Source organism: Marinobacter gelidimuriae, assembly GCF_000372805.1.
Taxonomy (GTDB): Bacteria; Pseudomonadota; Gammaproteobacteria; order Pseudomonadales; family Oleiphilaceae; genus Marinobacter; species Marinobacter gelidimuriae.
In genome coordinates, this window is sequence record NZ_KB889871.1 from 25322 (window position 1) to 47677 (window position 22356).

25 protein-coding genes and 1 pseudogene are annotated in these 22356 nt (G+C 57.3%); 10 read left to right on the forward strand and 16 right to left on the reverse strand.

Going from position 1 to position 22356, the window contains the following annotated elements:
* Positions 1-30 precede the first annotated feature (30 nt).
* The 7 genes from gmhB to def form a co-directional block, all read right to left on the reverse strand.
* Positions 31-591, reverse strand: a complete 561-nt coding sequence (gmhB, locus tag A3OI_RS0105100) for a D-glycero-beta-D-manno-heptose 1,7-bisphosphate 7-phosphatase (RefSeq protein ID WP_018403237.1) — start codon at positions 589-591, stop codon at positions 31-33.
* Positions 592-614: 23 nt separating this feature from the next.
* Entirely contained in the window at positions 615-2693 is a 2079-nt protein-coding gene (gene glyS, locus A3OI_RS0105105; protein ID WP_026224012.1) for a glycine--tRNA ligase subunit beta, read from the reverse strand.
* Between the two features lie 2 nt (positions 2694-2695).
* A complete protein-coding gene (gene glyQ / locus A3OI_RS0105110; protein WP_018403239.1) occupies positions 2696-3751 on the reverse strand; it encodes a glycine--tRNA ligase subunit alpha in 1056 nt (351 codons plus the stop codon).
* Between the two features lie 115 nt (positions 3752-3866).
* Positions 3867-5258, reverse strand: a complete 1392-nt coding sequence (gene trkA / locus A3OI_RS0105115; RefSeq protein ID WP_018403240.1) for a Trk system potassium transporter TrkA — start codon at positions 5256-5258, stop codon at positions 3867-3869.
* Entirely contained in the window at positions 5255-6553 is a 1299-nt protein-coding gene (gene rsmB, locus A3OI_RS0105120) for a 16S rRNA (cytosine(967)-C(5))-methyltransferase RsmB (RefSeq protein ID WP_018403241.1), read from the reverse strand. The genes trkA and rsmB overlap by 4 nt, the downstream gene beginning before the upstream one ends.
* A gap of 1 nt (position 6554) precedes the next feature.
* Positions 6555-7505 carry a methionyl-tRNA formyltransferase gene (gene fmt, locus A3OI_RS0105125; RefSeq protein WP_018403242.1) on the reverse strand — a complete coding sequence of 317 codons (951 nt, stop codon included), beginning with the start codon at positions 7503-7505 and terminating at the stop codon, positions 6555-6557.
* A gap of 143 nt (positions 7506-7648) precedes the next feature.
* Positions 7649-8152 carry a peptide deformylase gene (gene def / locus A3OI_RS0105130; protein WP_018403243.1) on the reverse strand — a complete coding sequence of 168 codons (504 nt, stop codon included), beginning with the start codon at positions 8150-8152 and terminating at the stop codon, positions 7649-7651.
* A gap of 422 nt (positions 8153-8574) precedes the next feature.
* Between def and A3OI_RS0105140 the strand changes: the two genes are divergently transcribed.
* From A3OI_RS0105140 to A3OI_RS0105170, 8 genes are all read left to right on the forward strand, one after another.
* The gene (locus A3OI_RS0105140) at positions 8575-9594 is read left to right on the forward strand and encodes a LysM peptidoglycan-binding domain-containing protein (protein ID WP_018403245.1); all 1020 of its coding nucleotides are present in this window, start codon (positions 8575-8577) and stop codon (positions 9592-9594) included.
* A 66-nt stretch (positions 9595-9660) separates the two neighbouring features.
* Positions 9661-10872 carry a DNA-processing protein DprA gene (dprA, locus tag A3OI_RS0105145; protein ID WP_018403246.1) on the forward strand — a complete coding sequence of 404 codons (1212 nt, stop codon included), beginning with the start codon at positions 9661-9663 and terminating at the stop codon, positions 10870-10872.
* A gap of 40 nt (positions 10873-10912) precedes the next feature.
* Positions 10913-11485: an L-threonylcarbamoyladenylate synthase gene (locus A3OI_RS0105150; RefSeq protein WP_018403247.1), complete on the forward strand. Its 573-nt coding sequence runs from the start codon at positions 10913-10915 to the stop codon at positions 11483-11485.
* Between the two features lie 8 nt (positions 11486-11493).
* Positions 11494-12414 (forward strand): oxygen-dependent coproporphyrinogen oxidase, encoded by a 921-nt coding sequence (gene hemF / locus A3OI_RS0105155; protein WP_018403248.1) that lies wholly within the window; start codon positions 11494-11496, stop codon positions 12412-12414.
* Positions 12415-12424: 10 nt separating this feature from the next.
* Entirely contained in the window at positions 12425-13258 is an 834-nt protein-coding gene (gene aroE, locus A3OI_RS0105160; protein ID WP_018403249.1) for a shikimate dehydrogenase, read from the forward strand.
* 58 nt (positions 13259-13316) lie between these two features.
* Positions 13317-13448, forward strand: a complete 132-nt coding sequence (locus A3OI_RS24610; protein ID WP_018403250.1) for a hypothetical protein — start codon at positions 13317-13319, stop codon at positions 13446-13448.
* A gap of 8 nt (positions 13449-13456) precedes the next feature.
* On the forward strand, positions 13457-13804 hold the full coding sequence (locus A3OI_RS19405) for a motility protein A (RefSeq protein ID WP_018403251.1): 348 nt from the start codon (positions 13457-13459) through the stop codon (positions 13802-13804).
* Positions 13805-13807: 3 nt separating this feature from the next.
* Positions 13808-14254 (forward strand): flagellar motor protein MotB, encoded by a 447-nt coding sequence (locus A3OI_RS0105170; RefSeq protein WP_018403252.1) that lies wholly within the window; start codon positions 13808-13810, stop codon positions 14252-14254.
* A 56-nt stretch (positions 14255-14310) separates the two neighbouring features.
* Here A3OI_RS0105170 and A3OI_RS0105175 read toward each other — a convergent pair whose 3' ends face one another.
* Complete coding sequence (locus tag A3OI_RS0105175) at positions 14311-14862, reverse strand: gamma carbonic anhydrase family protein (protein ID WP_018403253.1); 552 nt, start codon at positions 14860-14862, stop codon at positions 14311-14313.
* Positions 14863-14925: 63 nt separating this feature from the next.
* Between A3OI_RS0105175 and prlC the strand changes: the two genes are divergently transcribed.
* Complete coding sequence (prlC, locus tag A3OI_RS0105180) at positions 14926-16971, forward strand: oligopeptidase A (protein WP_018403254.1); 2046 nt, start codon at positions 14926-14928, stop codon at positions 16969-16971.
* Between the two features lie 69 nt (positions 16972-17040).
* Positions 17041-17286 (forward strand): YheV family putative zinc ribbon protein, encoded by a 246-nt coding sequence (locus A3OI_RS0105185; protein WP_018403255.1) that lies wholly within the window; start codon positions 17041-17043, stop codon positions 17284-17286.
* A 374-nt stretch (positions 17287-17660) separates the two neighbouring features.
* Here the strand turns inward: A3OI_RS0105185 and A3OI_RS19410 are convergent.
* The 8 genes and pseudogenes from A3OI_RS19410 to A3OI_RS0105225 form a co-directional block, all read right to left on the reverse strand.
* Positions 17661-18466 (reverse strand): annotated as a pseudogene (locus A3OI_RS19410) (GntT/GntP/DsdX family permease).
* Between the two features lie 114 nt (positions 18467-18580).
* Positions 18581-18811, reverse strand: a complete 231-nt coding sequence (locus tag A3OI_RS0105195; RefSeq protein WP_018403257.1) for a DUF1653 domain-containing protein — start codon at positions 18809-18811, stop codon at positions 18581-18583.
* 88 nt (positions 18812-18899) lie between these two features.
* Positions 18900-19349, reverse strand: a complete 450-nt coding sequence (locus tag A3OI_RS0105200; protein ID WP_018403258.1) for a group I truncated hemoglobin — start codon at positions 19347-19349, stop codon at positions 18900-18902.
* 2 nt (positions 19350-19351) lie between these two features.
* On the reverse strand, positions 19352-19606 hold the full coding sequence (locus tag A3OI_RS21695; protein ID WP_228702896.1) for a DUF3034 family protein: 255 nt from the start codon (positions 19604-19606) through the stop codon (positions 19352-19354).
* A complete protein-coding gene (locus A3OI_RS0105210; protein WP_018403260.1) occupies positions 19504-20307 on the reverse strand; it encodes a cache domain-containing protein in 804 nt (267 codons plus the stop codon). Before A3OI_RS0105210 ends, A3OI_RS21695 begins: the two co-directional genes overlap by 103 nt.
* On the reverse strand, positions 20307-20972 hold the full coding sequence (locus A3OI_RS0105215; protein ID WP_018403261.1) for a methylamine utilization protein: 666 nt from the start codon (positions 20970-20972) through the stop codon (positions 20307-20309). The genes A3OI_RS0105210 and A3OI_RS0105215 overlap by 1 nt, the downstream gene beginning before the upstream one ends.
* A gap of 222 nt (positions 20973-21194) precedes the next feature.
* Positions 21195-21581 (reverse strand): DoxX family protein, encoded by a 387-nt coding sequence (locus A3OI_RS0105220; RefSeq protein ID WP_007349330.1) that lies wholly within the window; start codon positions 21579-21581, stop codon positions 21195-21197.
* A 104-nt stretch (positions 21582-21685) separates the two neighbouring features.
* On the reverse strand, positions 21686-22339 hold the full coding sequence (locus A3OI_RS0105225) for a hypothetical protein (protein WP_018403263.1): 654 nt from the start codon (positions 22337-22339) through the stop codon (positions 21686-21688).
* Positions 22340-22356 lie beyond the last annotated feature (17 nt).

The following is a 22356-nucleotide window of genomic DNA, read 5'->3' on the forward strand; positions in this document are numbered from 1 at the left end:
CGGCCAGTATTATACGGATACGCCGTTATTTTACCAGCCTTTGCCGGATAAAAACGCATCGGTAAAGCTGCGCAGGTTGTTGTAAACGAGTACTTGGGCAGATTCCGCCAGTGGCTGGCTTTGCAGCGCCTGTTCGGTGTCCAGGCCGTTGCCGGTGCGCACTAAAATCGGCTGGCAGCCTTTTCTGGCGCCGGCTTCCAGGTCTTTTCGGCTGTCGCCGACCATCACGCTACCTGCCAGTGTTTTCAAATTGAAATGTCGTTGGATTTGCTGCAGCAGACCCGGCTCGGGCTTGCGACACGCACAGTGTTCATCGGGGTGGTGGGGACAGTAGGCAATGAAGTCTATGTGGCCGCCGGCAATCCTTAACAGGCGGCCAAGTTTGCGGTGCATGGCGTCTAGCGCATCGCGGTCGTAGTAGCCGCGGGCAATACCGGACTGGTTGGTGGCAATGGCAATCCGATGCCCTGCGCTGCACAGGCGGGCAATGGCTTTGATGCTGCCCGGAATGGGGTGCCAGTCGTCCGGCGAGCAGATATACCCGCCTTCGTACTGGTTGATCACCCCGTCCCGGTCCAGAATGATGAGCACAGTGCTATTTCACCTCTATCCTGTTAGCTGGCGCTGGGCAGCAGGGAAATATCCGCTACCCGCAGGAACAGATTGCGCAGTCGGTTCAGCAGTGCCAAACGATTATTACGCACGGCTTCGTCGTCTGCCATCACCATCACTTCATCGAAGAAACGGTCCACCGGTTGGTGCAGATCGGCTAGCGAATGCAGAGCGGCTGTGTAGTCACCCTTTTCGAACAGCGGTAGCACGGTGTCGGTCTGCTGGTTAACCTGTTCGGCCAGGGCGTGTTCGGCGGCGTCTTGCAGCAGGCTGGCATCGACTGTGTCGTGCACTTTGCTATCGCTCTGCTTGGCCAGAATGTTGGACACCCGTTTATTGGCGGCGGCCAGTGCTCCGGCCTCGGGTAGCCGGCGGAAGGCTTCTACCGCTTTTACCCGGCGGTCGAAATCCAGTGGTCGGGTGGGCCGGCGAGCGTGAACGGCCAGATACACTTCGGCGCTGATGCCCTGCTCGTCATAATAGGCGCGGAAGCGTTCCAGCATGTAGTCCACCACGCTGGTGGCGGGGTTTTCTGCTGGCAGGTCCGTGAACTGTTGCGCAGCCCAGTCGCAGCAGGTTTGCAGGTCTAAAGGCAACTGCCGCTCGATGATAATGCGTAGCACGCCCAAAGCAGCGCGGCGAAGGGCGAACGGGTCACGGGTGCCAGACGGTGGCTGGTTGATGCCAAACAGGCCGACCAGGGAGTCCAGCCGGTCGGCAATGGCCACGGCGCAGCCGGTCAGGGTGATGGGCAGGTTGTCTTTGGCAAAGCGCGGCATGTACTGCTCGTTCAGAGCGCTGGCCACGTCGGCGTGTTCGCCGTCATTGGTGGCGTAGTACTGGCCCATGATGCCTTGCAGATCGGTAAACTCCAGCACCATTTCGGTGACCAGATCGGTTTTTGCCAGCATGGCGGCACGTTCGGCCAGTGCCGGGTCGCTGCCAATCGCTTGGGCAATCTTGCCGGCCAAAGCGGCGACGCGCACAGATTTGTCGTAAACGCTGCCCAGTTTATCCTGAAAGACGATGGGCTTGAGCCGATCAATGCGCTGGTCCAGGCGCTTTTTGCGGTCGGTTTCGTAAAAGAACGCCGCGTCGGACAAGCGCGGGCGAATCACTTTTTCGTTACCGGCAATTACCTGTGACGGGTCTTTGCTTTCCAGGTTGGCGACGGTGATGAAAAATGGCTGCATCTGGCCGTTGTCATCCACCAGATGGAAGTACTTCTGGTGTTCTTTCATGGACGAAATAAGCGCTTCAGCAGGCACTTTCAGGAAGCGCTCTTCAAAGCGGCCCATTAGCGGCACCGGCCATTCGTTCAGGGCGGTCACTTCGTCCAGCAGGGCTTCATCAATCACGGCAACGCAGTTCTGTTGCTGTGCCAGGGCGTTCACGCCCTTGCGAATCTGTTCGCGGCGCTGGGCAAAATCAGCCAGCACGTAACCTTCCTGGCGCAGCACCACTTCGTAGTCCGCCGGGGTGGGAATAATCAGCGATTTCGGACAGTGGAAGCGGTGGCCACGGGTTTTATTGCTGGGCTTCAGGCCCATAATCGGGTGGTCGATGACCGTGCTGCCATACAGCATAACCAGCCAGTGCACCGGGCGCACAAATTCGATTCGGTGGGCGCCCCAGCGCATGCGCTTGGGAATCGGCAGCGCGGCCAGTGACTGTTCAATCAACTCTGGCATCAGCTCGGCGGTGGTCCGGCCCTGCTCTACGGTGCGGAACACCAGCCAGGCGCCTTTGTCGGTTTCCAGGGTGTCGAGCTCGTCGGGGGTAACGCCCAGCGAGGTGGCAAAACCGGTCAGTGCGCGGGTCGGGTTGCCGGCGTCGTCAAACGCGGCTTTTACGGCTGGGCCGCGCTTTTCCACCGGCTTGTCGGGTTGGGCGTGGGCCAGGTCGCGAATGCGCAGGGCCAGGCGCCGTGGTGCCGCAAAAGGTTCTACCGCGCCAAATGCAATGCCAGCGGCTTGCAGGCCACTGACAATACCTTGAGTGAACGCGTCAGACAGCGGCTTCAGGGCTTTTGGCGGCAGTTCTTCGGTGCCCAGTTCAACGAGAAAATCCTGTGTTGCCATCATCATGCCTTACCTTTTTCCTGCTGTGCCTGCTTCGCGTTTTTTGTCTTTTTACCTTTGCTGTCGGCCCCGCTTTCTACCTTGTTTGCGGCTTTGGCCTCGGTGGCTTCGGCCGCAGCCAATACTTCCGCGCGAATGCTGTCGCTGGCCAGCGGGAAGCCGATTTTGCGGCGGCTGTCGAAGTACGACTGCGCCACGGCCCGCGCCAAGGTGCGTACCCGCAGAATGTAACGCTGACGCTCGGTTACGGAAATAGCGTGGCGGGCGTCCAGCAGATTAAAGGTGTGGGAGGCTTTCAGTACTTGCTCGTAAGCAGGCAGCGGCAGGCCGGCTTCAATGAGCTTGGCGCTTTCGCGCTCGTACACGTCAAAGCTGTAGAACAGGAATTCGGTGTCGGCGTATTCGAAGTTGTAGGTGGACATTTCCACCTCTTGTTGGAGGAACACGTCGCCGTAGGTTACAACGCCGTTGGGGCCCTCGGTCCATACCAGGTCGTACACGCTGTCTACGCCTTGCAGGTACATGGCAATGCGTTCAAGGCCGTAGGTCAGCTCGCCGGTGACCGGGTAGCATTCCAGACCGCCAACCTGCTGAAAGTAGGTAAACTGGGTGACTTCCATACCATTCAGCCAGATTTCCCAGCCCAGACCCCAGGCGCCCAGGGTGGGCGATTCCCAGTTGTCTTCCACAAAGCGGATGTCGTGAACCAGCGGGTCCAGTCCCAGTGCTTTCAGCGAATCCAGGTAGAGTTCCTGCAGGTTGTCTGGTGACGGCTTCAACACCACCTGAAACTGATAATAGTGCTGCAGACGGTTGGGGTTTTCGCCGTAGCGGCCATCGGTAGGTCGGCGGCTAGGTTGCACATAGGCGGCGTTCCAGCTTTCCGGGCCGATGGCGCGCAAGAAAGTGGCGGGGTGAAAGGTGCCAGCGCCCACTTCCATATCCAGCGGCTGCAGAATAACGCAGCCGTGCTTTGCCCAGAATGTCTGTAGCTCCAGGATCAGCCCTTGAAAGGTCTTGATGTGTGGGCTAGGGGTGTTCGTTACCTTGTCTGTCACGACGATTGCCTGCTGTTCAGTCTGTGTGTGGTGCCCCGGCGCCCTGTTTTGCTGATGGGCACGCTGAAAACGGGGGGTATTATACGCTGGTCACGCCAGCATTTCTAAAGGCAGATCAGAAAAAGGTCAGCCCTACCTGGAACAGTTTTTCCACTTCGTTGATTCGCGACTTGTCTACCAGGAACAGGATAACGTGATCGTCTGGCTGCACTCGCAGGTGGTCGTGGGCGATCAGCACCTCGTTGTGGCGCACAATCGCTCCGATAGTGGTGCCCTGGGGCAGGTTGATTTCGTCTAGCCGCCGACCGACCACTTTTGACGAGCGGTGGTCGCCGTGGGCAATGGCTTCAATGGCTTCGGCAGCGCCGCGGCGCAGCGAATGCACGTTCACTATGTCGCCGCGGCGAACGTGGGTGAGAAGGCTGCCGATGGTGGTTTGCTGGGGCGATATGGCAACGTCTATCTCGCCGCCCTGAATCAGATCTACATAATCCGGGTTGTTGATCAGGGTGAGTACCTTGCGCGCGCCCAGGCGCTTGGCTAGCAAGGAGGCCATGATATTGGCTTCGTCGTCATTGGTGACGGCGCAGAACACGTCGGTGTTCTCGATGTTTTCTTCCAGCAGTATGTCTTTGTCGGCTGCGTTGCCTTCCAGCACCACGGTTTTGCGCAGGTTTTCCGACAGCATGATGCAGCGCTCGTGGTTGCGCTCCAGCAGTTTTACCTGATAGCGGCCTTCCAGGGTTTGCGCCAGGCGCTGGCCGATGTTGCCGCCACCGCAGATAAAAATGCGCTTGTAGGGTTTTTCCAGCGGTTGCAGCTCGCTCATCACCGAGCGGATGTGGTTGGCGTCGGCAATGAAAAACACTTCGTCGCCGTCTTCAATCACCGTATCGCCCTTGGGCATGATGGCTCGGTCTTTACGGAAAATAGCGGCCACCCGGGTTTCAATGCGCGGCATATGGGTGCGCAGGTAACCCAGTTCCTGGCCCACCAGCGGCCCGCCCTTAATGGCGCGAATAGCCACCAGCTGGGTGCGGCCTTTAGAAAACTCCAGCACCTGCAGGGCGCCGGGGTTTTCAATGAGCCGGGTGATGTGGCGGGTAACCAGCTGTTCCGGGCTGATCAATACGTCAATCGGGAAGCCGTTGGGGTTTTCACTGTGTTTGCCAGAAAACAGTTCCTGATAGGCAAGATAGGAGGCGGCTCGTACCCGGCAGATTTTTGTCGGTGTCTTGAACATGATGCTGGCAATCTGGCAGGCCACCATGTTGGTTTCATCGCTGTTGGTGACCGCGATCAACATGTCGGCGTCTTCGGCGTTGGCTTGTTTTAGCACCGACGGATACGAGGCCTTTCCCTGCACCGTGCGGATGTCGAGTCGGTCCTGCAGTTCGCGCAGGCGCGCGCCATCGCTGTCTATTATGGTGATGTCATTGGCTTCGTTGGCGAGGTTTTCCGCCAGTGAAGCACCGACTTGTCCGGCCCCAAGAATCAGAATGTTCATAGCGCAGGTTTCTCCAGAACGGCGTAGAAAAAGCCATCGTGCCCGTCGTTCAGTGGCAGTAATTGGCGCCCGGCGGGCATGGAGCGGCCCCACAGAGCCTCAATCGTAATCAGTTCAGCGTCAGTCTGCTGTTTGCAGAAGCGCTGCACAATGCGGTGGTTTTCCTGTGGAAACACCGAGCAGGTGGCGTATACAAGGCGTCCGCCCGGTTGCAGTATGCGCCACATGGCAGCCAACAGACCCAGCTGGATTTGCGCCAGCGGTACTACGTCGGATTCACGCCGCAGCAATTTTATGTCTGGGTGGCGGCGAATCACGCCGCTAGCGCTGCAGGGTACGTCCAGCAATATGCGGTTAAACGGCTGGCCGTCCCACCATTGATCAATATCGGCGGCGTCGGCTTGCAGCAGGCTGGCGTGCAGATCCAGTCGGTCGAGGTTTTCCTGCACCCGCGGCAAGCGCTGGGCGGACTCGTCAATAGCGACGACTTCGGCTGCCTGGGGGCAGCTTTCCCGTATGGCGCAGGTTTTGCCACCGGGGGCGGCGCAGGCGTCCAGAATGCGCTGGCCCGGGGCCAGGTCCAGCAGGGTCGTGCACAGCTGGGCGGCTTCGTCTTGCACGCTGACGGCGCCTTCGGCGAACCACGGCAGTGCGTCCACCGGTACCGGCCGTGCCAATTGAATGCCGTGTGGCGCAAAGCGCGTGGCGCTGGCGTCAATGCCGGCGTCTAGCAGCAGTTGCAGATATTCGTCGCGGCTGAAACGCCGCGCATTTACCCGCAGTGTCATTGGCGCCTGGGTGTTGTTGGCGTCAACAATGGTCTGCCAGTCATCGGGCCAGTTATGGCGCAGTTTTTCAATCATCCAGCTGGGATGGCTGTAACGGCTTGTGTCTTTGGCCGCCGCCGGGGTGCCTTCACGTTCGGCGCTGCGCAGTACGCCGTTCACCAGGCCGGTCAGGTGGGGTTTGTCCATGGCGCGGCAGGCTTCTACGGTTTCGTTCAGCACCGCATAAGTTGCCTGCTGGCTGAAGCGCAGCTGGAACAGCGCTACCAGCATCAGGTGGTGCACCACCCGGTCGTGGCTTTTCAAGGGTTTCTTCATGCGCCCCTGAAGCTCGTCATCAAGCCGGTGAAACCAGCGGCAGGTGCCATAACACAAAGCCTGCAGCTGCGGCCGCAGATTCAGTGGCAGGCGCAGCAGCGAAGGCGGTAAGCACTGCGACAGCGACTGGCCCTGTTCTACCGACAGCAAAACCTCGGCAGCAATGGCGCGTAAAGGGGCGTGTGGTTGCATGTTATTGCAGCTCCTGGCCGGGCAGTAGAATCTGTTTGCCACCGTTTATCAGGTCGTTCACGCTTTGCGCACGTGCGCCGGGCAGCTGCACCTGGCTGACCCGCAGAACACCTTCGCCGCAGGCGATATCAATGCCCTCACGTTGGCGCGCTAAAACGGTACCGGGGCTGGCTTTTTTGCCGCTCTGCTCCTGTTTATGTTTCTGGGCCTGAGCCAGATGCAAGCGAATACGCTGGTCACCCAGATCGGTAAAGGTACCAGGCCAGGGATTAAAAGCGCGAATTAGCCGTTCGATGCTCTGAGCATCGCCGTGCCAGTCAATCTGGCCTTCCGGCTTCGTCAGCTTGTGGGCGTAACAGGCCTGTTCATTTTGCTGTGCTTGCGGTTTCAGCGTGTTCTGCTCCAGCAATTGCAGCGCGCCTACAATGGCCTCGCCGCCCAGTTCGGCCAGCCGGTCGTGCAGGCTGCCGCCGGTGTCTTCAGGGTGAATGGGTGTAGACACTTTCAGCACCATGGCGCCGGTGTCCAGGCCTTCATCCATCTGCATAATTGTTATGCCGCTTTCAGGGTCGCCTGCAGCGATAGCACGCTGAATGGGCGCCGCGCCGCGCCAGCGGGGTAACAGGGAGGCGTGAATGTTCAGGCAGCCATGAACCGGAATGGACAGCACCGAGGCTGGCAGAATCAAGCCATAAGCGGCAACAATCATTACGTCTGGTTGCAAGTCGGCCAACTGCTGGCGGGCGTCTTCCATTTTGAAGTTGTCGGGCTGAAAAACCGCGATGCCGGCGTCCAGCGCCGCCTGTTTTACCGGCCCCGGGAGCAGTTTGCGGCCACGGCCTGCTGGCCGGTCTGGCTGGCTATACACGCCCACCACGTTGTATTTGGCGGCAAGTAGGGCTTTCAGGGCAGTGGCGGCGAAATCAGGGGTTCCGGCAAAAACAATACGCACAGTGTTTGGCTCTCTGTTGGACTTTTCGTCGAATTCTCTGATTCATTCAATACGAAAAGACCGGGCGCAAAGGCCCGGTCATCAGTTTTATGGCTGTTGTGGCACCAAGACCACCTTGATAAATGCTGGCTCAGGCACTCGTTTTAAGCGCTCTTCTTCTGCAACTTTTCCAGCTTCTTGCGGATGCGTGTACGCTTTAGCGAACTCAAGTAATCCACAAACAGTTTGCCGTTCAGGTGATCCATCTCGTGCTGGATGCACACCGCCAGCAGCCCCCGAGCTTCTATTTCAAAAGCTTCGCCATTGCGATCCAGAGCTTTAATGAAGCAATGCTCAATGCGCTCAACATCTTCATAAAATCCTGGTACCGACAGGCAGCCTTCCTGCATGGCTTCCAGATCGCCGTCGAGTATCTCAATTTTAGGGTTGATGAACACCCTGGGTTCGCTGTTGTCCTCCGACAGATCCATCACGATGATCTGCTGGTGCACGTTTACCTGGCTCGCCGCGAGGCCGATGCCGGGCGCATCGTACATGGTCTTGAACATGTCGTCGATCAGGGTGCGGATCTCGTCAGTTACGGTGGTAACCGGCTTGGCGAGAGTTCGCAGACGTGGATCCGGGTATTCAAGAATGTCTAGAATCATAGTGCGTTACTTTTTTAAATGCCTGCTTTGGACAGTGAATGCCAACGTTCGTTCGCGTACAAAGGATGTCTGAAATGCGACCTTGTACTGCGCTTTTCAACCCCGGGGTGTTTATGATGCGGGACATACTTACCCGGCCGGGGCGTTTGCGTGTTGGCTCTATGACCATATTATCTAACAATTTGGCGATTGAGTACAAACTGATCAGTCAATTGGGAAAAACTATGAAAGATACCTGTACGGGTGGGCAAACGTTAAAAGTCCCCGGCGGTGAGTAGATAACACTACAATTAACCGAGCATCTTCTATAGTAACGGGAATAACAACAGATTAAGCTAAAAACAGCAGGCGAAAGCCAACCGGACTTCGGGCGCCAGCCGACCGAATTTAAGCATCAAGGCACGGGATCAAGGACTTAAACCATGAGGAAACTGCTGTACGCTCTGGCAGCTACAACGCTGCTGTTTACCGCTTGGGCCCAAGCAGCACCGGAGCTGCGGTCGGATCATCCCGAACGTTATACCGTTGTTAAGGGCGATACCCTGTGGGATATCTCCGCCCGCTTTTTGAACAACCCCTGGTACTGGCCGGAAATCTGGCAGGTAAACCCCCAGGTAGCCAACCCTCATTTAATTTACCCCGGTGACCGCTTGGCGTTGGTGTACATTGATGGCCAGCCAAAAATCATGAAAATGGCCAACGGTGACGGTGTGATCAAACTGTCGCCGCAAGTGCGCTCCGAAGCCATTGATACGCCGATCCCGGCCATACCGCTGGACGCCATCGCCAGCTTTTTAACCGATACCCGCATTGTTACCCCGGAACAGATAGCGGCTGCGCCTTACGTGCTGGAAGGTGAGGACAGCCGAATTGTTACCGGCGCTGGCGATCGCGTTTACGCTCGCGGCCAGAAGCCGGCGAACACGGTTGGCGTTTTTCGCCGTGGTAAGGAATTTGTCGATCCGAAAACCGGTGAATTTCTGGGCCTTGAAGCCCGCAGTATTGGCACCGCCAAGATTACTGCCACCAACGGTGATGTGTTGACGCTGCTGCTGAGCCAGTCCAACGAAGAAATTCGCATTGGTGACCGTTTGCTGGTGAATGCCAGCCGACCCCTTGCTACCAGCTTTGTGCCCACCGCGCCGGCGAAACCCGTAAGCGGGCAGATGATGGCGGTAGATGGCGGCGTTAACCAGATTGGCCAGTACGATGTTGTTGCTATTAACCTGGGCCTGCGTGAAGGCATAGAGCCGGGTAACGTGATGGCCGTGCTGCAAAGCGGCAATCTGGTACGCGACCCGGTCACTGGTGAAACCATTGAGCTGCCGTCCGAACGCACCGGCCTGCTAATGGTGTTCCAGGCTTACGAAAAAATGAGCTACGGCCTGATGCTGCAAGCCAGCCGGCCGCTGGCGGTGGGTGATCAGGTAACCAACCCCTGATAGCCTTGTAAAACCCCGAGCCGGGCATGGAATGCCCGGCTTTTTTCTGCGCGCAAGGAAGATACCATGCCCCAGGTACCCCTGTTCTCGTTCGATACGCCGCCCGGCGCCTACCCTGCTGACCCCAACGTTGAGCAGACTTGTGATGACAGCCCGGAGCGGGCCCGGCAATGGTTGTTTCTGAGCCAGCTGCCGGGTTTTGGCCTAAGAGTGCGGCGCCGGTTAACGGCGCACGTTCCGCAACTGCCCGATCTGCTGAACCTGGACAGCGCCAGCCATAAAGCCATGGGCCTGCCAGCAGAGGCTTGTGAAGCCCTTGCTGCCTGGCGCCGTGATGACGCTGCACACCCGGCACTGGTGGCTTTGCGAGTTATAGAAAGCGCCTGTGAGCGGAATGGTATTGGCATTGTGCACTGGCAGTCGTCGGCCTATCCGTTACCGCTGCGCCACATTCATAACCCGCCTTTATTATTGTACATTCGTGGCGATACCAGCCTGCTCGGCCGTGACCAACTGGCGATTATTGGCAGCCGCCACGCCACTCGCGCCGGGCTGGACCACGCCCGTGGCTTTGCCGCTGCGCTTGGCGAATGCAATCTGTTGGTCAGCAGCGGCCTGGCGCTGGGTATCGACGGTGCTGCCCAAGCCGGTGCGCTGGACGCCGGCCATCCTACCTTGGCGGTGATTGGCAGCGGGCTTGATAAAATCTATCCGCGCCAACATCAGCGTCTGGGGGAGCGGGTGATTGCCAATGGTCTGCTGGTGTCCGAGTACCCGCCGGGCACCCAGGCTCGCCCCGCACATTTCCCCCAGCGTAATCGCATCATCAGCGGCTTGAGCCGGGGTGTTCTGGTGGTAGAGGCCGGTTTCAAGAGTGGTTCGCTGATTACCGCCCGGCTGGCTTCAGAGCAGGGCCGCGACGTGTTCGCGATACCGGGGTCGGTACACAGCCCGGTAGCCCGTGGTTGTCACCAGCTGATTCGGCAGGGCGCTACGCTGGTAGAAAACGTGGCCGACATCCTGCAGGAACTGGGGGGCTGGTGGAGTGAGCCGACCACACCGGGGGCAAATACAAACAGCGCCCAGAATGCTGTCACCGAGGGCCTGGACACCCGTGAAGTCGCCGTGCTGGAGGCTTTAGGGTATGATTCGCAATCAACCGATGTACTGGGTTCGCGCACCGGGCTGAGCGCCGATCAACTGATGCAGTCCCTGCTTTTATTAGAACTTCAGGGTCTGGCCACAGCGGCGCCCGGCGGATATGTCCGCATTGCCTGAACCCGGTGCCAACAGTGATTTATTCAGGCTCGACTCCCCTATGGCAACAGACCACCCGCTGACCGACTGGCAATTACACTGCGCTCGCCGCACTCTGCACCAGGGCGGCGTGCTCGCCTATCCAACGGAAGCTGTTTGGGGTCTCGGCTGTGACCCTTGGAACCAGGTTGCGGTGCAACGCATTCTGGATCTGAAACAGCGCCCCGTGCACAAAGGCATGATTCTGGTGGCGGCTTCGGTCGAACAGATTGCTTTTTTGCTGAACCCCCTGCCGCAAGACCTTCAGCAGCGAGCCCGACAGCATTGGCCTGGTCCCGTTACCTGCCTGTTACCAGATGTGCACCAGCAGGTGCCCGAATGGGTACGTGGCGAGCACAGCTCGATTGCGGTAAGAGTGAGTGCGTATCCGGTGGTCAAAGCCCTATGCAACGCTGTAGACAGCCCGCTGGTTTCCACCTCGTGCAACCCCGCGGGCCGTGCCCCGGCCCGTTCACCCTGGCAAGTTCAGGGCTATTTTCATGGCCAGCTGGACTGGGTGGTGCCCGGTGCGCTGGGTGGAAATCGCCAACCCAGCCGTATAATTGATATCGTTACCGGCCAGCAGCTACGTTAGGAGAAAACATGCCACAGCAACCAGACCCGCAGGCGGTCAAACACTATCTGTTACAGCTGCAAGACACCATTTGCCAGCGCCTGGCCGTGACCGACGGTGGCGGTGAATTTATTCACGACGCCTGGGATCGCATGGAAGGCGGCGGCGGTATTAGCCGAGTGATCGGCAGCGGCAAGGTGTTTGAAAAAGGCGGTGTGAACTTTTCCCACGTGATGGGCAATACCATGCCGCCTTCGGCGACGGCCCACCGCCCTCATCTGGCAGGCGCGCCCTGGCAAGCTATGGGTGTGTCGCTGGTGATGCACCCCCACAACCCCCACGTGCCGACCTCCCACTCCAACGTGCGATTTTTTATCGCTACGCCGGAAAACGCTGAACCGGTGTACTGGTTTGGCGGCGGCTATGACTTAACCCCCTATTACGGCGTTGACGAAGACTGCGAGCATTGGCACCGCACCGCCGCGAACGCCTGTGCGCCCTTTGGTGACGACGTGTACCCACGTTACAAGCATTGGTGCGACGAGTACTTTTTTCTGAAACACCGCAACGAGCCCCGCGGCGTGGGCGGGCTGTTTTTTGACGATCACAACACCGGTGACTTTGCCCGCGATTTCGAATTTATGCGCGCCATCGGCGACAGTTACATTGACGCTTACGAACCCATTGTCCAGGCCCGCAAAAATCAGCCCTACAGCGACGCTCAGCGTCAGTTTCAGCTCTATCGCCGTGGCCGCTACGTGGAGTTCAACCTGGTTTACGACCGCGGCACCCTGTTCGGGCTTCAGTCCGGCGGCCGCACCGAATCCATTCTGATGTCGCTGCCGCCTCTGGTACGCTGGGATTATAATCAGGCGCCGGCACCCGGTAGTGAAGAAGCGCGCCTGCTGGAGCACTTTCTGACGGGCCGCGACTGGCTCACAGCTTCCTGAAGGGGCGACAATGAACAATGATCTGTATGCAGTGATTGGTCATCCCATTAGCCATAGTAAGTCGCCGCGGATTCACAGCCTGTTTGCCAGCCAGACCGGCGAAGCGCTGGAGTACACGGCGATTCAGGCGCCCCTGGACGGTTTTGAAAACACCGTAACCGAGTTTTTTGCGCGCGGCGGCAAAGGCCTGAACGTGACTGTACCGTTTAAGGAAGCGGCCTGGCAGATGGCTGGCCGGCACAGCGCCCGCGCGCTCAAGGCTGGCGCGGCCAACACTCTGTACCAGGACAACGGCGTGTTGGTGGCAGACAACACCGACGGCGCAGGCTTGGTACAAGACTTGCTGCACAATCACCAAGTGGCATTAAATGGCACCCGTGTTTTGATATTGGGTGCTGGTGGCGCGGTACGCGGTGTTCTAGTGCCACTGTTACTTGAACAGCCGCACACGCTGGTGATTGCTAACCGCACGCCGGCCAAAGCGCAGAATCTGGCAGCGCTCTTTGCTGACGTTGCCGGTATTACCTGGCTTGGCAGCGAAGCGTACGACAGTATTGCCGGCGATTTTGATGTCATCATCAACGGCACCAGTGCTAGCCTGCAGGGCGATTTACCGCCGCTGTCTGCAACGCTGCTCGGCGCTGATACGGTGATTTACGACATGATGTACTCTGCTACAAACACGACATTTAACCAGTGGGCGCTGGATAATGGGGCAAAGCGCGTATATGACGGCTTGGGCATGCTGGTAGAGCAGGCGGCCGAAGCATTCGAAGTTTGGCGCGGGGTGCGGCCGCAAACTGCTCCGGTTATTGCCAGTCTGCGTGCGCTTACACACGGCTAAATCAGACGAAACCAGGCGCAACTCAAGCGAAGCAAATGGTTAAAACGAAGGTTAACCTATGGATATACTGACGCTGGTAGGACTGGTTTCCGGGGTGCTGGTGGTGATATTGGCCATGGTGGTGCGTAAAGAAGGCATTTTGGGCCTTGAAAACCACCCGACCAGCAATGCTCCGAACGTTACGAGGTAGCAGAAAGAGTGTTCCGTGGCATCGGCGAATCGGCTCCGGCCATAGGAATGCTTGGCACTCTGGTAGGCTTGGTGCAAATGCTCAATACCCTTGATGACCCTTCCTCTATTGGCCCGGCTATGGCGATCGCCCTGCTGACCACGCTTTACGGTGCTTTTATTGCCCAGCTGATCGCCTTGCCCCTGGCGGATAAACTGCAGTTAAAAGCCGAAGACGAAATGCGCAACCAACTTCTGATTGCCACTTCAATTCAAAAAATCCTGCAAGGTGAAAATCCACGGGTAATGACCGAACTGCTGTCATCGTTCCTGAACCCCGAGCAGCGCGACAGTCTGAAACGCGAGCAGGGGGCCTGAGCCTTGGCCCGCCTAGCTCTTGCAACCCTGCCCAAGCGCAAAAAAGCAGGCGCCGCCGGTGCGCCAGCGTGGATTGTGACCTTTGCCGACCTGGCCACTTTGCTGCTGACGTTTTTCATACTGCTGTTGTCGTTCGCTGAAATGGACCTTGAGAAATACAAAGCAATGGCCGGCTATACAGACGACAGGCCCATCGCCAGCAGCCGTTACCGTTCCAACTGGGATCTTTCAGCGGCGCGGGCGGTGTCGGTGGTACACGAGTTGGTTCTGAGCCGTGATGTGCCTGCCGATCGGGTGGTGGCCGCCGGCCGTGCTGAAACCAACCCGCTGGTGCCCAACAACAGCCCGGAAAACCGGGCCGTGAACCGGCGAGTGGAAATTGCCATTCGCGACCCGGTATGCCGCACCGACACTCCGGCAGAACAAATTCCTGCGGAAACTCTACCCTGAGCGCGGGAGCTGACAACGGTATTTTTTATTTCAGGTTCTAAACGTTTCTATTTCTATCAGTACGGGTAATCCCTTGCCTCAGCCAGATACTCGTCTTTGAGCTTTACATAGTTGCTGGCGGTATACGGAAAAAAGCTCCGTTCCTTGTCGGTCAGTGCCCTGGCCTGCTTGCACGGCGAACCCACATACAGGTAGCCGGACTCCAAACGCTTGCCCGGGGGTACCAGGCAGCCCGCGCCGATAATCACCTCGTCTTCCACCACTGCACCGTCCATGATGATGCAGTCCATGCCTACCAGCACCCGGCTGCCCACAGTACAGCCATGCAGCAGAGCCTTGTGGCCGATGGTAACGTCGTCACCAATAATCAGCGGCCAACCGCCGGGGTTGAAATCACTGGCGTGAGTGATGTGCAGCACCGAGCCATCTTGAACACTGCAGCGCGCACCAATGCGGATTTTATGCATGTCACCGCGCACCACCGTCATCGGCCATATTGAACAATCTTCGCCGGTAATCACATCGCCAATCACGACTGCGCTGGGGTCTACCCAAGTGCGCTCGCCAAATTGTGGCGTGCTACCCTTGTGAGAACGTACATTCGCCATTACATAGTCCTTTAGATGTTTGTTTCAAATTACCCGACATTTGAACCGCTGAGAAGGGGAACGATGAATAATCCACTACTGACCAACGACTTGCTACCCAAATTTGAACACGTGCGCACTGAGCATATGGAAGGAGCGATCGACCAGATTCTCAGTGAAAATCGCATGAAAATTAACAGCCTGGCGCAGAACGAAGAACCCGACTGGGACACTCTGGTGCAGCCCATGCAGTCGCTTGAGAACAAACTGAGCAACGCTTGGTCGGTAATCTCACACCTGAACGCGGTGATGAACAACGACGACCTGCGCAAAGTGTACAAAAACTGCCTGGAAAAGCTCACCGAGTACAGCACCGAGCTGAGCCAGAATGCGGTTTTGTGCGAGGCCTACAAAAAGCTGGCAGCCCGCGATGATTTCAGCAAACTCAGCGAAGCCCAGCAAAAAGCAGTGGAAAACACCCTGCGGGACTTTCACCTGGGCGGCGTTGATCTGCCCGATGATCAGAAAAAGCGCTACGCCGATCTGGCCCGCGAGCTTTCGGAGCTGTCCAACAGCTTCAGCGACAACGTTCTGGACGCCACCCAGCATTGGTTCAAGCAAATCACCGATAAAAGCGAGCTGACCGGCGTGCCTGAAAGTGCGCTGGAAGGCGCTAAAGCGGCGGCCAAACAGAAAGATCTGGATGGTTATGTCATTACTCTGGATTTCCCCAGCTTCCACCCGGTAATGACTTACTGCGACAATCGCGAGCTGCGCCGTGAAGTGTATGAAGCCTTTGTTACCCGCGCTTCCGATATGGGGCCAGACGCCGGCACTTGGGACAACACCCCGGTAATGGCAGAAATACTCAAACGCCGCCACGCCCTGGCACAATTACTGGGCTTTAATAACTTTGCCGAGCGCTCTCTGGTCACAAAAATGGCCCGCGGTACCGATGAAGTATTGGGCTTTTTGACGGATCTGGCGAACAAAGCCAAGCCGGTGGCAGAGCAGGAATTCGCCGAGCTCAAGGCCTTTGCAAAAGACGAACATGGCCTGGACGACTTGCAGGCCTGGGATATTGGTTACTGCAGCGAAAAATTGCGCCAACAGCGCTACGACATTTCCCCGGAAGCCCTGCGCCCCTGGTTTCCGGTGGATAAAGTGGTGCCTGGCCTGTTCCGCGTGACAGAAAAGCTGTTCGATATCCAGATTGAAGCCAAGCCAGAGGTAGAAACCTGGCACGAAGACGCCACCGCCTACTGCATCAGCCGTAACGGCGAGCCCATTGCCTGGTTCTATCTAGACCTGTTTGCCCGCCAGGGCAAACGTGGCGGCGCCTGGATGGCGGATTGCCGGGTACGCTGGCGTAACCTGCGCGGCACCCTGCAGCTGCCGGTGGCTTTCCTGACCTGCAACTTCACCCCACCGGTGAACGGCAAGCCGTCGCTGCTGACCCACGATGAGGTCACCACCCTGTTCCACGAGTTCGGCCACGGTCTGCACCACATGCTGACCCAGGTGGAGGTAATGGACGTGTCGGGCATTAATGGTGTGGCGTGGGACGCGGTCGAACTGCCAAGCCAGTTCCTCGAAAACTGGTGCTGGAACCCGGAATCGCTGGCGCTGATTGCGGCCCACCACGAAACCGGTGAGCCGCTACCGCAGGATATGTTGGAAAAGCTGTTAGCCGCGAAGAACTTCCAGTCGGGCATGGGGTTGGTGCGTCAGCTTGAATTCTCGCTGTTCGATTTCCGCCTGCACGCCGAGTTCGTCGACACAGCGCCAACCAATCCGCTGGATATGCACCGCCAGGTTCGTAGGAAAATTGCGGTGGTGGAATCACCAGAGTTTAATCGCTTCCCCAACTCTTTTTCCCACATCTTCGCCGGTGGTTACGCAGCGGGCTATTACAGCTACAAATGGGCCGAAGTGCTGGCGGCGGACGCGTTCTCGTTGTTCGAGCAAAACGGCATTTTCGATCCGCAAACCGGCAAGTCGTTCTTGCAAAATATTCTGGAGAAAGGCGGTTCACAAGAACCCATGGAGCTGTTCAAAGCCTTCCGCGGCCGCGAACCCGAGGTAGACGCGTTGTTGCAGCAAACCGGCATCAGCCCGCAAGTCGCCTGACTCCATCTACCATAGGCAACCCGCCCCGCCGGCCAAAGCCGGCAGGGCCATTTAATGTGGAGTTATAAAATGCCAAGCCCGAAACGCTTCATCGCCGGCGCTGTTTGTCCCCGCTGTGCGGAGATGGACAAAATCACCATGTATACCGACGACGCCGACGAACAAATCCGCGAATGTATTGCCTGTGGTTTCACCGATGGCATCTCTGACATAGAAGCTCCGGCTGCCCCGGAACTGCAAACCCGCGTGAACAGGCGCAAAAACGAAGACGACCATACGGTAAAGCAGGTGGTGTTCTTTAAAGGTGGGGATTAGGTGGCTGGGCAGGAGCTTATGTAGCCTGATTTTGCGGTGGAGGGTGGAGGGTGGAGGGTGTCTTTTCTTCTGGGAAAAACAACTCGCTGCGCTCAGACATCTTTTTCCCGACAGAAAAGACACCCCACACCCTTCCCATTTGACTGCGGAGATATGCTGGCAAATAACACAGCCAGTTTTTCCGCAAAGGGGACGGATTTCAAATCCGTCCCCGGTCTCCCGTTCCCAAGTTCAAAGGGACAGATTTCAAATCTGTCCCTGGGTTCCGAAATCTGTCCTTAAGCTGCGGGCATAACCGAGTTGTTCCAACCACCCTCATCGCAGCCCCCACAATTCGCAGGCTGCAACAGGCAAAACTCCCAAACCCCCAACCTTTAGAGAACCATTGCGGCAACCCACCCAAAGCCAAGCAAGGGCAGGTTGAAGTGCAGGAACGTGGGTACTACGGAATCCCATATGTGATTGTGCTGGCCGTCGGCATTCAGGCCGGCGGTGGGCCCGAGTGTCGAGTCAGAAGCTGGCGAACCCGCGTCACCCAATGCACCCGCCACAGTGCCGACCAAGGCAATGATGGCCACAGAGCATACCCAGGGCAGGCAGAGCCATGGCTTTCATGACGCTCAGACCTTCGATATCGCCACCGTTGGCGCTGATTTTAGCCATCAGAATTTCATTCAGGTAAATACCACCAAAACCTACGGGTATGAACATGTACGGGGTAATCAGGCCGAAGGTAAGTGCGCACGCGACCATACGGCGGTCCATTTTCAGCTTGGCCATGACATACAGCAGCGGCGGAACCACCAGTGGAATAAACGCAATGTGAATCGGCAGGATGTTCTGGGACGACAGCGCAATGGCCGCCAGAATGGCGATGATAATGTAGCGCACGCTTTTCACAGCCGTACTGCTACTTTTGCTTTGCCCGACTTTGGCGAGGATTTTGTCGGCCAGCAGGTTGGCCAGACCAGATTTACCGATAGCAACCGCAAAGGCGCCCAGGGTAGCGTAAGACAGCGCCACTTTGGCGCCTCCGCCCAGGCCATTGTTGAACGCATCAATGGTGTCGTTCAGCGACATTCCGGCAATCAGGCCGCCGGAAACGGCGCCTACTATCAGGGCAACAACAACGTGAATGCGGGCCAAGCATGATCAGCACCGCAGCAACAACGGCATTCATGGCAAACTCCGGGTACGCGTAATGAGTTATCTCGCCTTCTTGCGATGGCTGAGATTATGAAAACGCGGTAATGTGCAGTAATTTGCCAGCTTAGTCAAAGGGCTTGTGTAACGTTTAGGGTTGGTCGATACGAGCAAAACGCGGAAGCTGCTCGCCTGCAACGTTTACGGTTTCGCGGAACATGCTGAGGGGGCGCACCCAAAGGCTGTAATCGCCGTAGAGGCAGCGGTAGACCACCAATTTTTCCTCGGTCTCGCTGTGGCGGGCAATGTCGATCACTTCGTAATCTTTGCCCTTGTAGTGCCGATAGCGGCCCGGAAGGATATCTGTTTTTTTTTCAGTCATGCGGGTGTCGTGCCTCGTTTTCGTTGCACTTGTCTTTGCTGCCTTTGTCTTTATAGCCCTTTTTGTGACTTTTTTTCACTGCGGGCTTTCAAAGATGCCGGATATCCGGGTACATCGGTAGCAGTTTTTTAATCAGCCGGTTCTGCGCCGCTGTTGGCACATCGTTTTCTTCCATAGCGAGAATAAGGTTCTCTACCAGGGCATTAAACTGGGTGTCTGTAATCCCCATGGCCGCGTGTGATTCGCGCATCTCGCGCCCTGCATACTCGCATGGGCCGCCACTGAGTTCACACAATTGGTCTGTCAGGTGGCGATGAAACTGCGCAACGTTTATGCCCTTGAACTGATGACTAATTCGCGTGTCATCCACGATGAGATACAGCAGATCCTCCACCACATCCGCAATGCCTGCGCGCTCGCCTAACTGAAGATAGAGGCTGTTGTCGGGTTCGCGGTGAAAGCTTTGGCAGCCCGTTAGAACAAGGCTGGCCAAGACAACAAGAGCGGCGAAGAGGGTTGTCATTATGCCTAGGCGCATGATCAGAAACTCCCCTGCAGAGACAGATAAACACCCTGCTGATCTTTCAGGGCTGCGACATCACCCAGATTAACGGACGCTGCTGTCACGGCCAGCCTACGGTCCGGTACCCAGGCAACAAACAGGTCCCTCCAGTCGTCTTCGCGGGCAAAGCTCATGTTATCCGGCTTCTGTCGGTACTCGGCGCCCAGCAGCCATTGCCGGTTAATAAATACGCCGGCGCCGGCTTCGGCCATAAACTCATAGCTAGTGTCCATCCGGAAACGTAAGAATCTGATTTATTTGCAGAAATAGGAGAAAAGAAGGCGCTGTCGATATCGGAGGACGCGGCAAAGTTAGTGAAACCGCCGGGGCCGTTCGGGCTCGCTCGGAAAATAACCGAACTGCCGCTGAGCAGGGCGATGATATTTGCCAGTTCCTGATCCAGCTCGAAACCGGCAACCAGCCATGCTCTTAACCCGGGTGCTTCTACAGGAATGACCAGCACCTCATAGCCGCGCTGACTAATGGTCAGCAGTGAACGGTCAGCACCGTTTTTACGCGCCGTCGCCGTCGCCAGCTGCGTTTCGGTAATGCCGGGTATCGTTTGTGTCAGCGTAGATGCCAGCAGTTGTCCCTGGCTATCCAGCAGTAGCGCAAAGTCTGCGTCTACGCGCCCGCTGTGGTTTTCCAGAGCGCTGCTCAGGGTTGCGGGATCGCCGCTGGCAATGGCAGAACGAAAACCAAAGTCGCGGACAACGACATCCAGGCGGGAGAGCTCGAGGTCGGTGCGGCGTTCAATCACCTCGGTGGTCAGGCACTCGGCAATCGTGAGTTGTTCCAGGGCACGGCGTTTTTCGTCTTCGAACAGGTACACCATCATCAGCGCGCCGATCAGCAGGCTTACCAGGGCGACCATAGCAACCATGGCCGTAACCAGGCGACCGCGAAACCCTATGCGGTTAGTCCGCCCGCCCATCAAAGTTCTTGAAATCGCTTTTGAAGATCATCCATCGGGCCCTCGATGCGTGGCTCGGGCGTAAGCTCAATGCTGACGGTTTCTATACTGGGATTTGTCAGGCTGGCAGTATTAATTTCCCGAACCAGCGGCCTGGTGTTGTCTGGTAGGCGTGGGTGCCAGATATTCAGGCTCAGCGAGCCGGGTACCTGAGTGTCGCCGAAGTCTAGCGTGATCGTTACCTCGCCCTGCTCATTGGTTTGGCCGATGGCACGGGTGTCGGCGACAACAATAAAAGCCTGCATATGGTCGTGAATATTACAGCCAAGCTCGACAATGCCGGGCTGATCAAACACAACCGGTGCTTCGGGCTTATCAGCATAGAGTTCGAGATTAAAGGTTTTCGCCGGCGAAAAAGAATAGACGTGATGCTGAGTGTTGTCTTGATTGGGGAAGTCCACGCTAGAATCTACAGGCAGAATCAACACGTGGGGATGAAACATGCGGTTTTTCTGAGACACTTCTGACCGCACGGGAGAGGGCTTGCTGCCGTCATTTAAATACACAACGGCGCCCGCGACCGGCGCTGCGCCATCAGCAAGCTGAACCCTGACCGTCAATTCATCTGCCAGTAAAGAAGTCGGTAGAAGACAACAGGCCAACAGCAAAACGGTTTGTTTTTTCATTTTGGCTACGAACCTTTCTATTGGGCAGAGCCTTTCGATTGAGCAGAATCTTCCGGGGCCGGGTGGAGTCAGGCACGGCCAAGTTTGCCAAATAACGCGTGTACCAGCAGGTTAGCACGAGTTGCTTCCATATCGACAAGCCCTCCAGCCTTTACCTTTAAAGTGGCAATAGTGGCCAGGTTCCAGCGGGGCTTCAGCAGACACGGAATCCTCGTTTGGCACTCAGTTGCGCAGGGTGTAGCGGCCTGAGCCGAGGAAAAACACGGCTACAGCACTCATCAGAAAGAAAAACTGCAGTTCCAGGTGCAGCCCGCCGTTGCTGCTGAGCAGCATCAACTGGTGGCTGTGCACCAGTGCCAGGGCCACCAACATGTTTGCCACAATCAACAGGGCGCCGGTGCGGGTATGAAAACCCAGAATAATCATCAACGGGGCCAGTACTTCGCCAATAATCACGCCCCAGGCCAGAAACGCCGGCAGGTTATGGCTGACGAGCTGGGCTTCAATAAAGCCCACACCGTTCATCAGTTTATCGATGCCGTGAAACAGCAGCAGACCGCCCAAAGTGAGGCGGATAATGAGTTTTCCAAGATCGGTATTGGCAAGCATGGTTTTGGCCCCGGGGCAGGTAAAAAACAACGCACAGCTTAACGGCTTGGGCGTCAGGCGCAAGGCAATGTATGCGATATAACAAATGCTGAATGTCGAAGAGGCTAGCGCCGGCGGCGATTGCCCAGGGTAAAGCGGATGTGGTTACGCACCAGCAGATTTTCCCAATACTGTCGCATTGAGTCCCAGGCCGCGTTGTTGGCCTGTGCCACAAACGGGTCCAGGTTAAGATCGTAGTAGTCCGGGCTGCCGGCAATCTGCCACACGGTGATGACTACGGCATCGTCCAACTCATTGGCGAACGGCTCACCAATGAGTTCGTGTACCAGCAGGTTGGCCCGTGTGGCCTCCATATCCACCAGTTTGCTGCGGCGGAAGCTGTGGTTATTTTCGTACATATCTTCCATCAGGCGGTGGCACAGATAGGCGCTGATTAGAAGCCCGTCAAGGCCTATATAGTGGCTAAGAAGCACAGACGGGTTGGTGAAAAAACGGGCGGCGGCGTCTAGAAAGGGCGTGAATAGACCTTCGTGGCCGGCGTCGCGGGCGCAGGTGTCAACCGCGTGAATCAGCCGCGGGGCCGTTTCGATGTATTCCACCGAAAATTGGAACAGGCAGCTAGCCGGCGCTCGACTGTTAAAGCTGATGCACGTTGGCAGCGCCTGGGCACGCAGCTGCAGGTGGCGCAAAAAAGCGCCTGAGCGGGCTTCCCTGCACCTTGCAGTGTCAATGATGTCCAGAACTGCTTTCGGAGTCATGTGCACGGTTGCCGGTG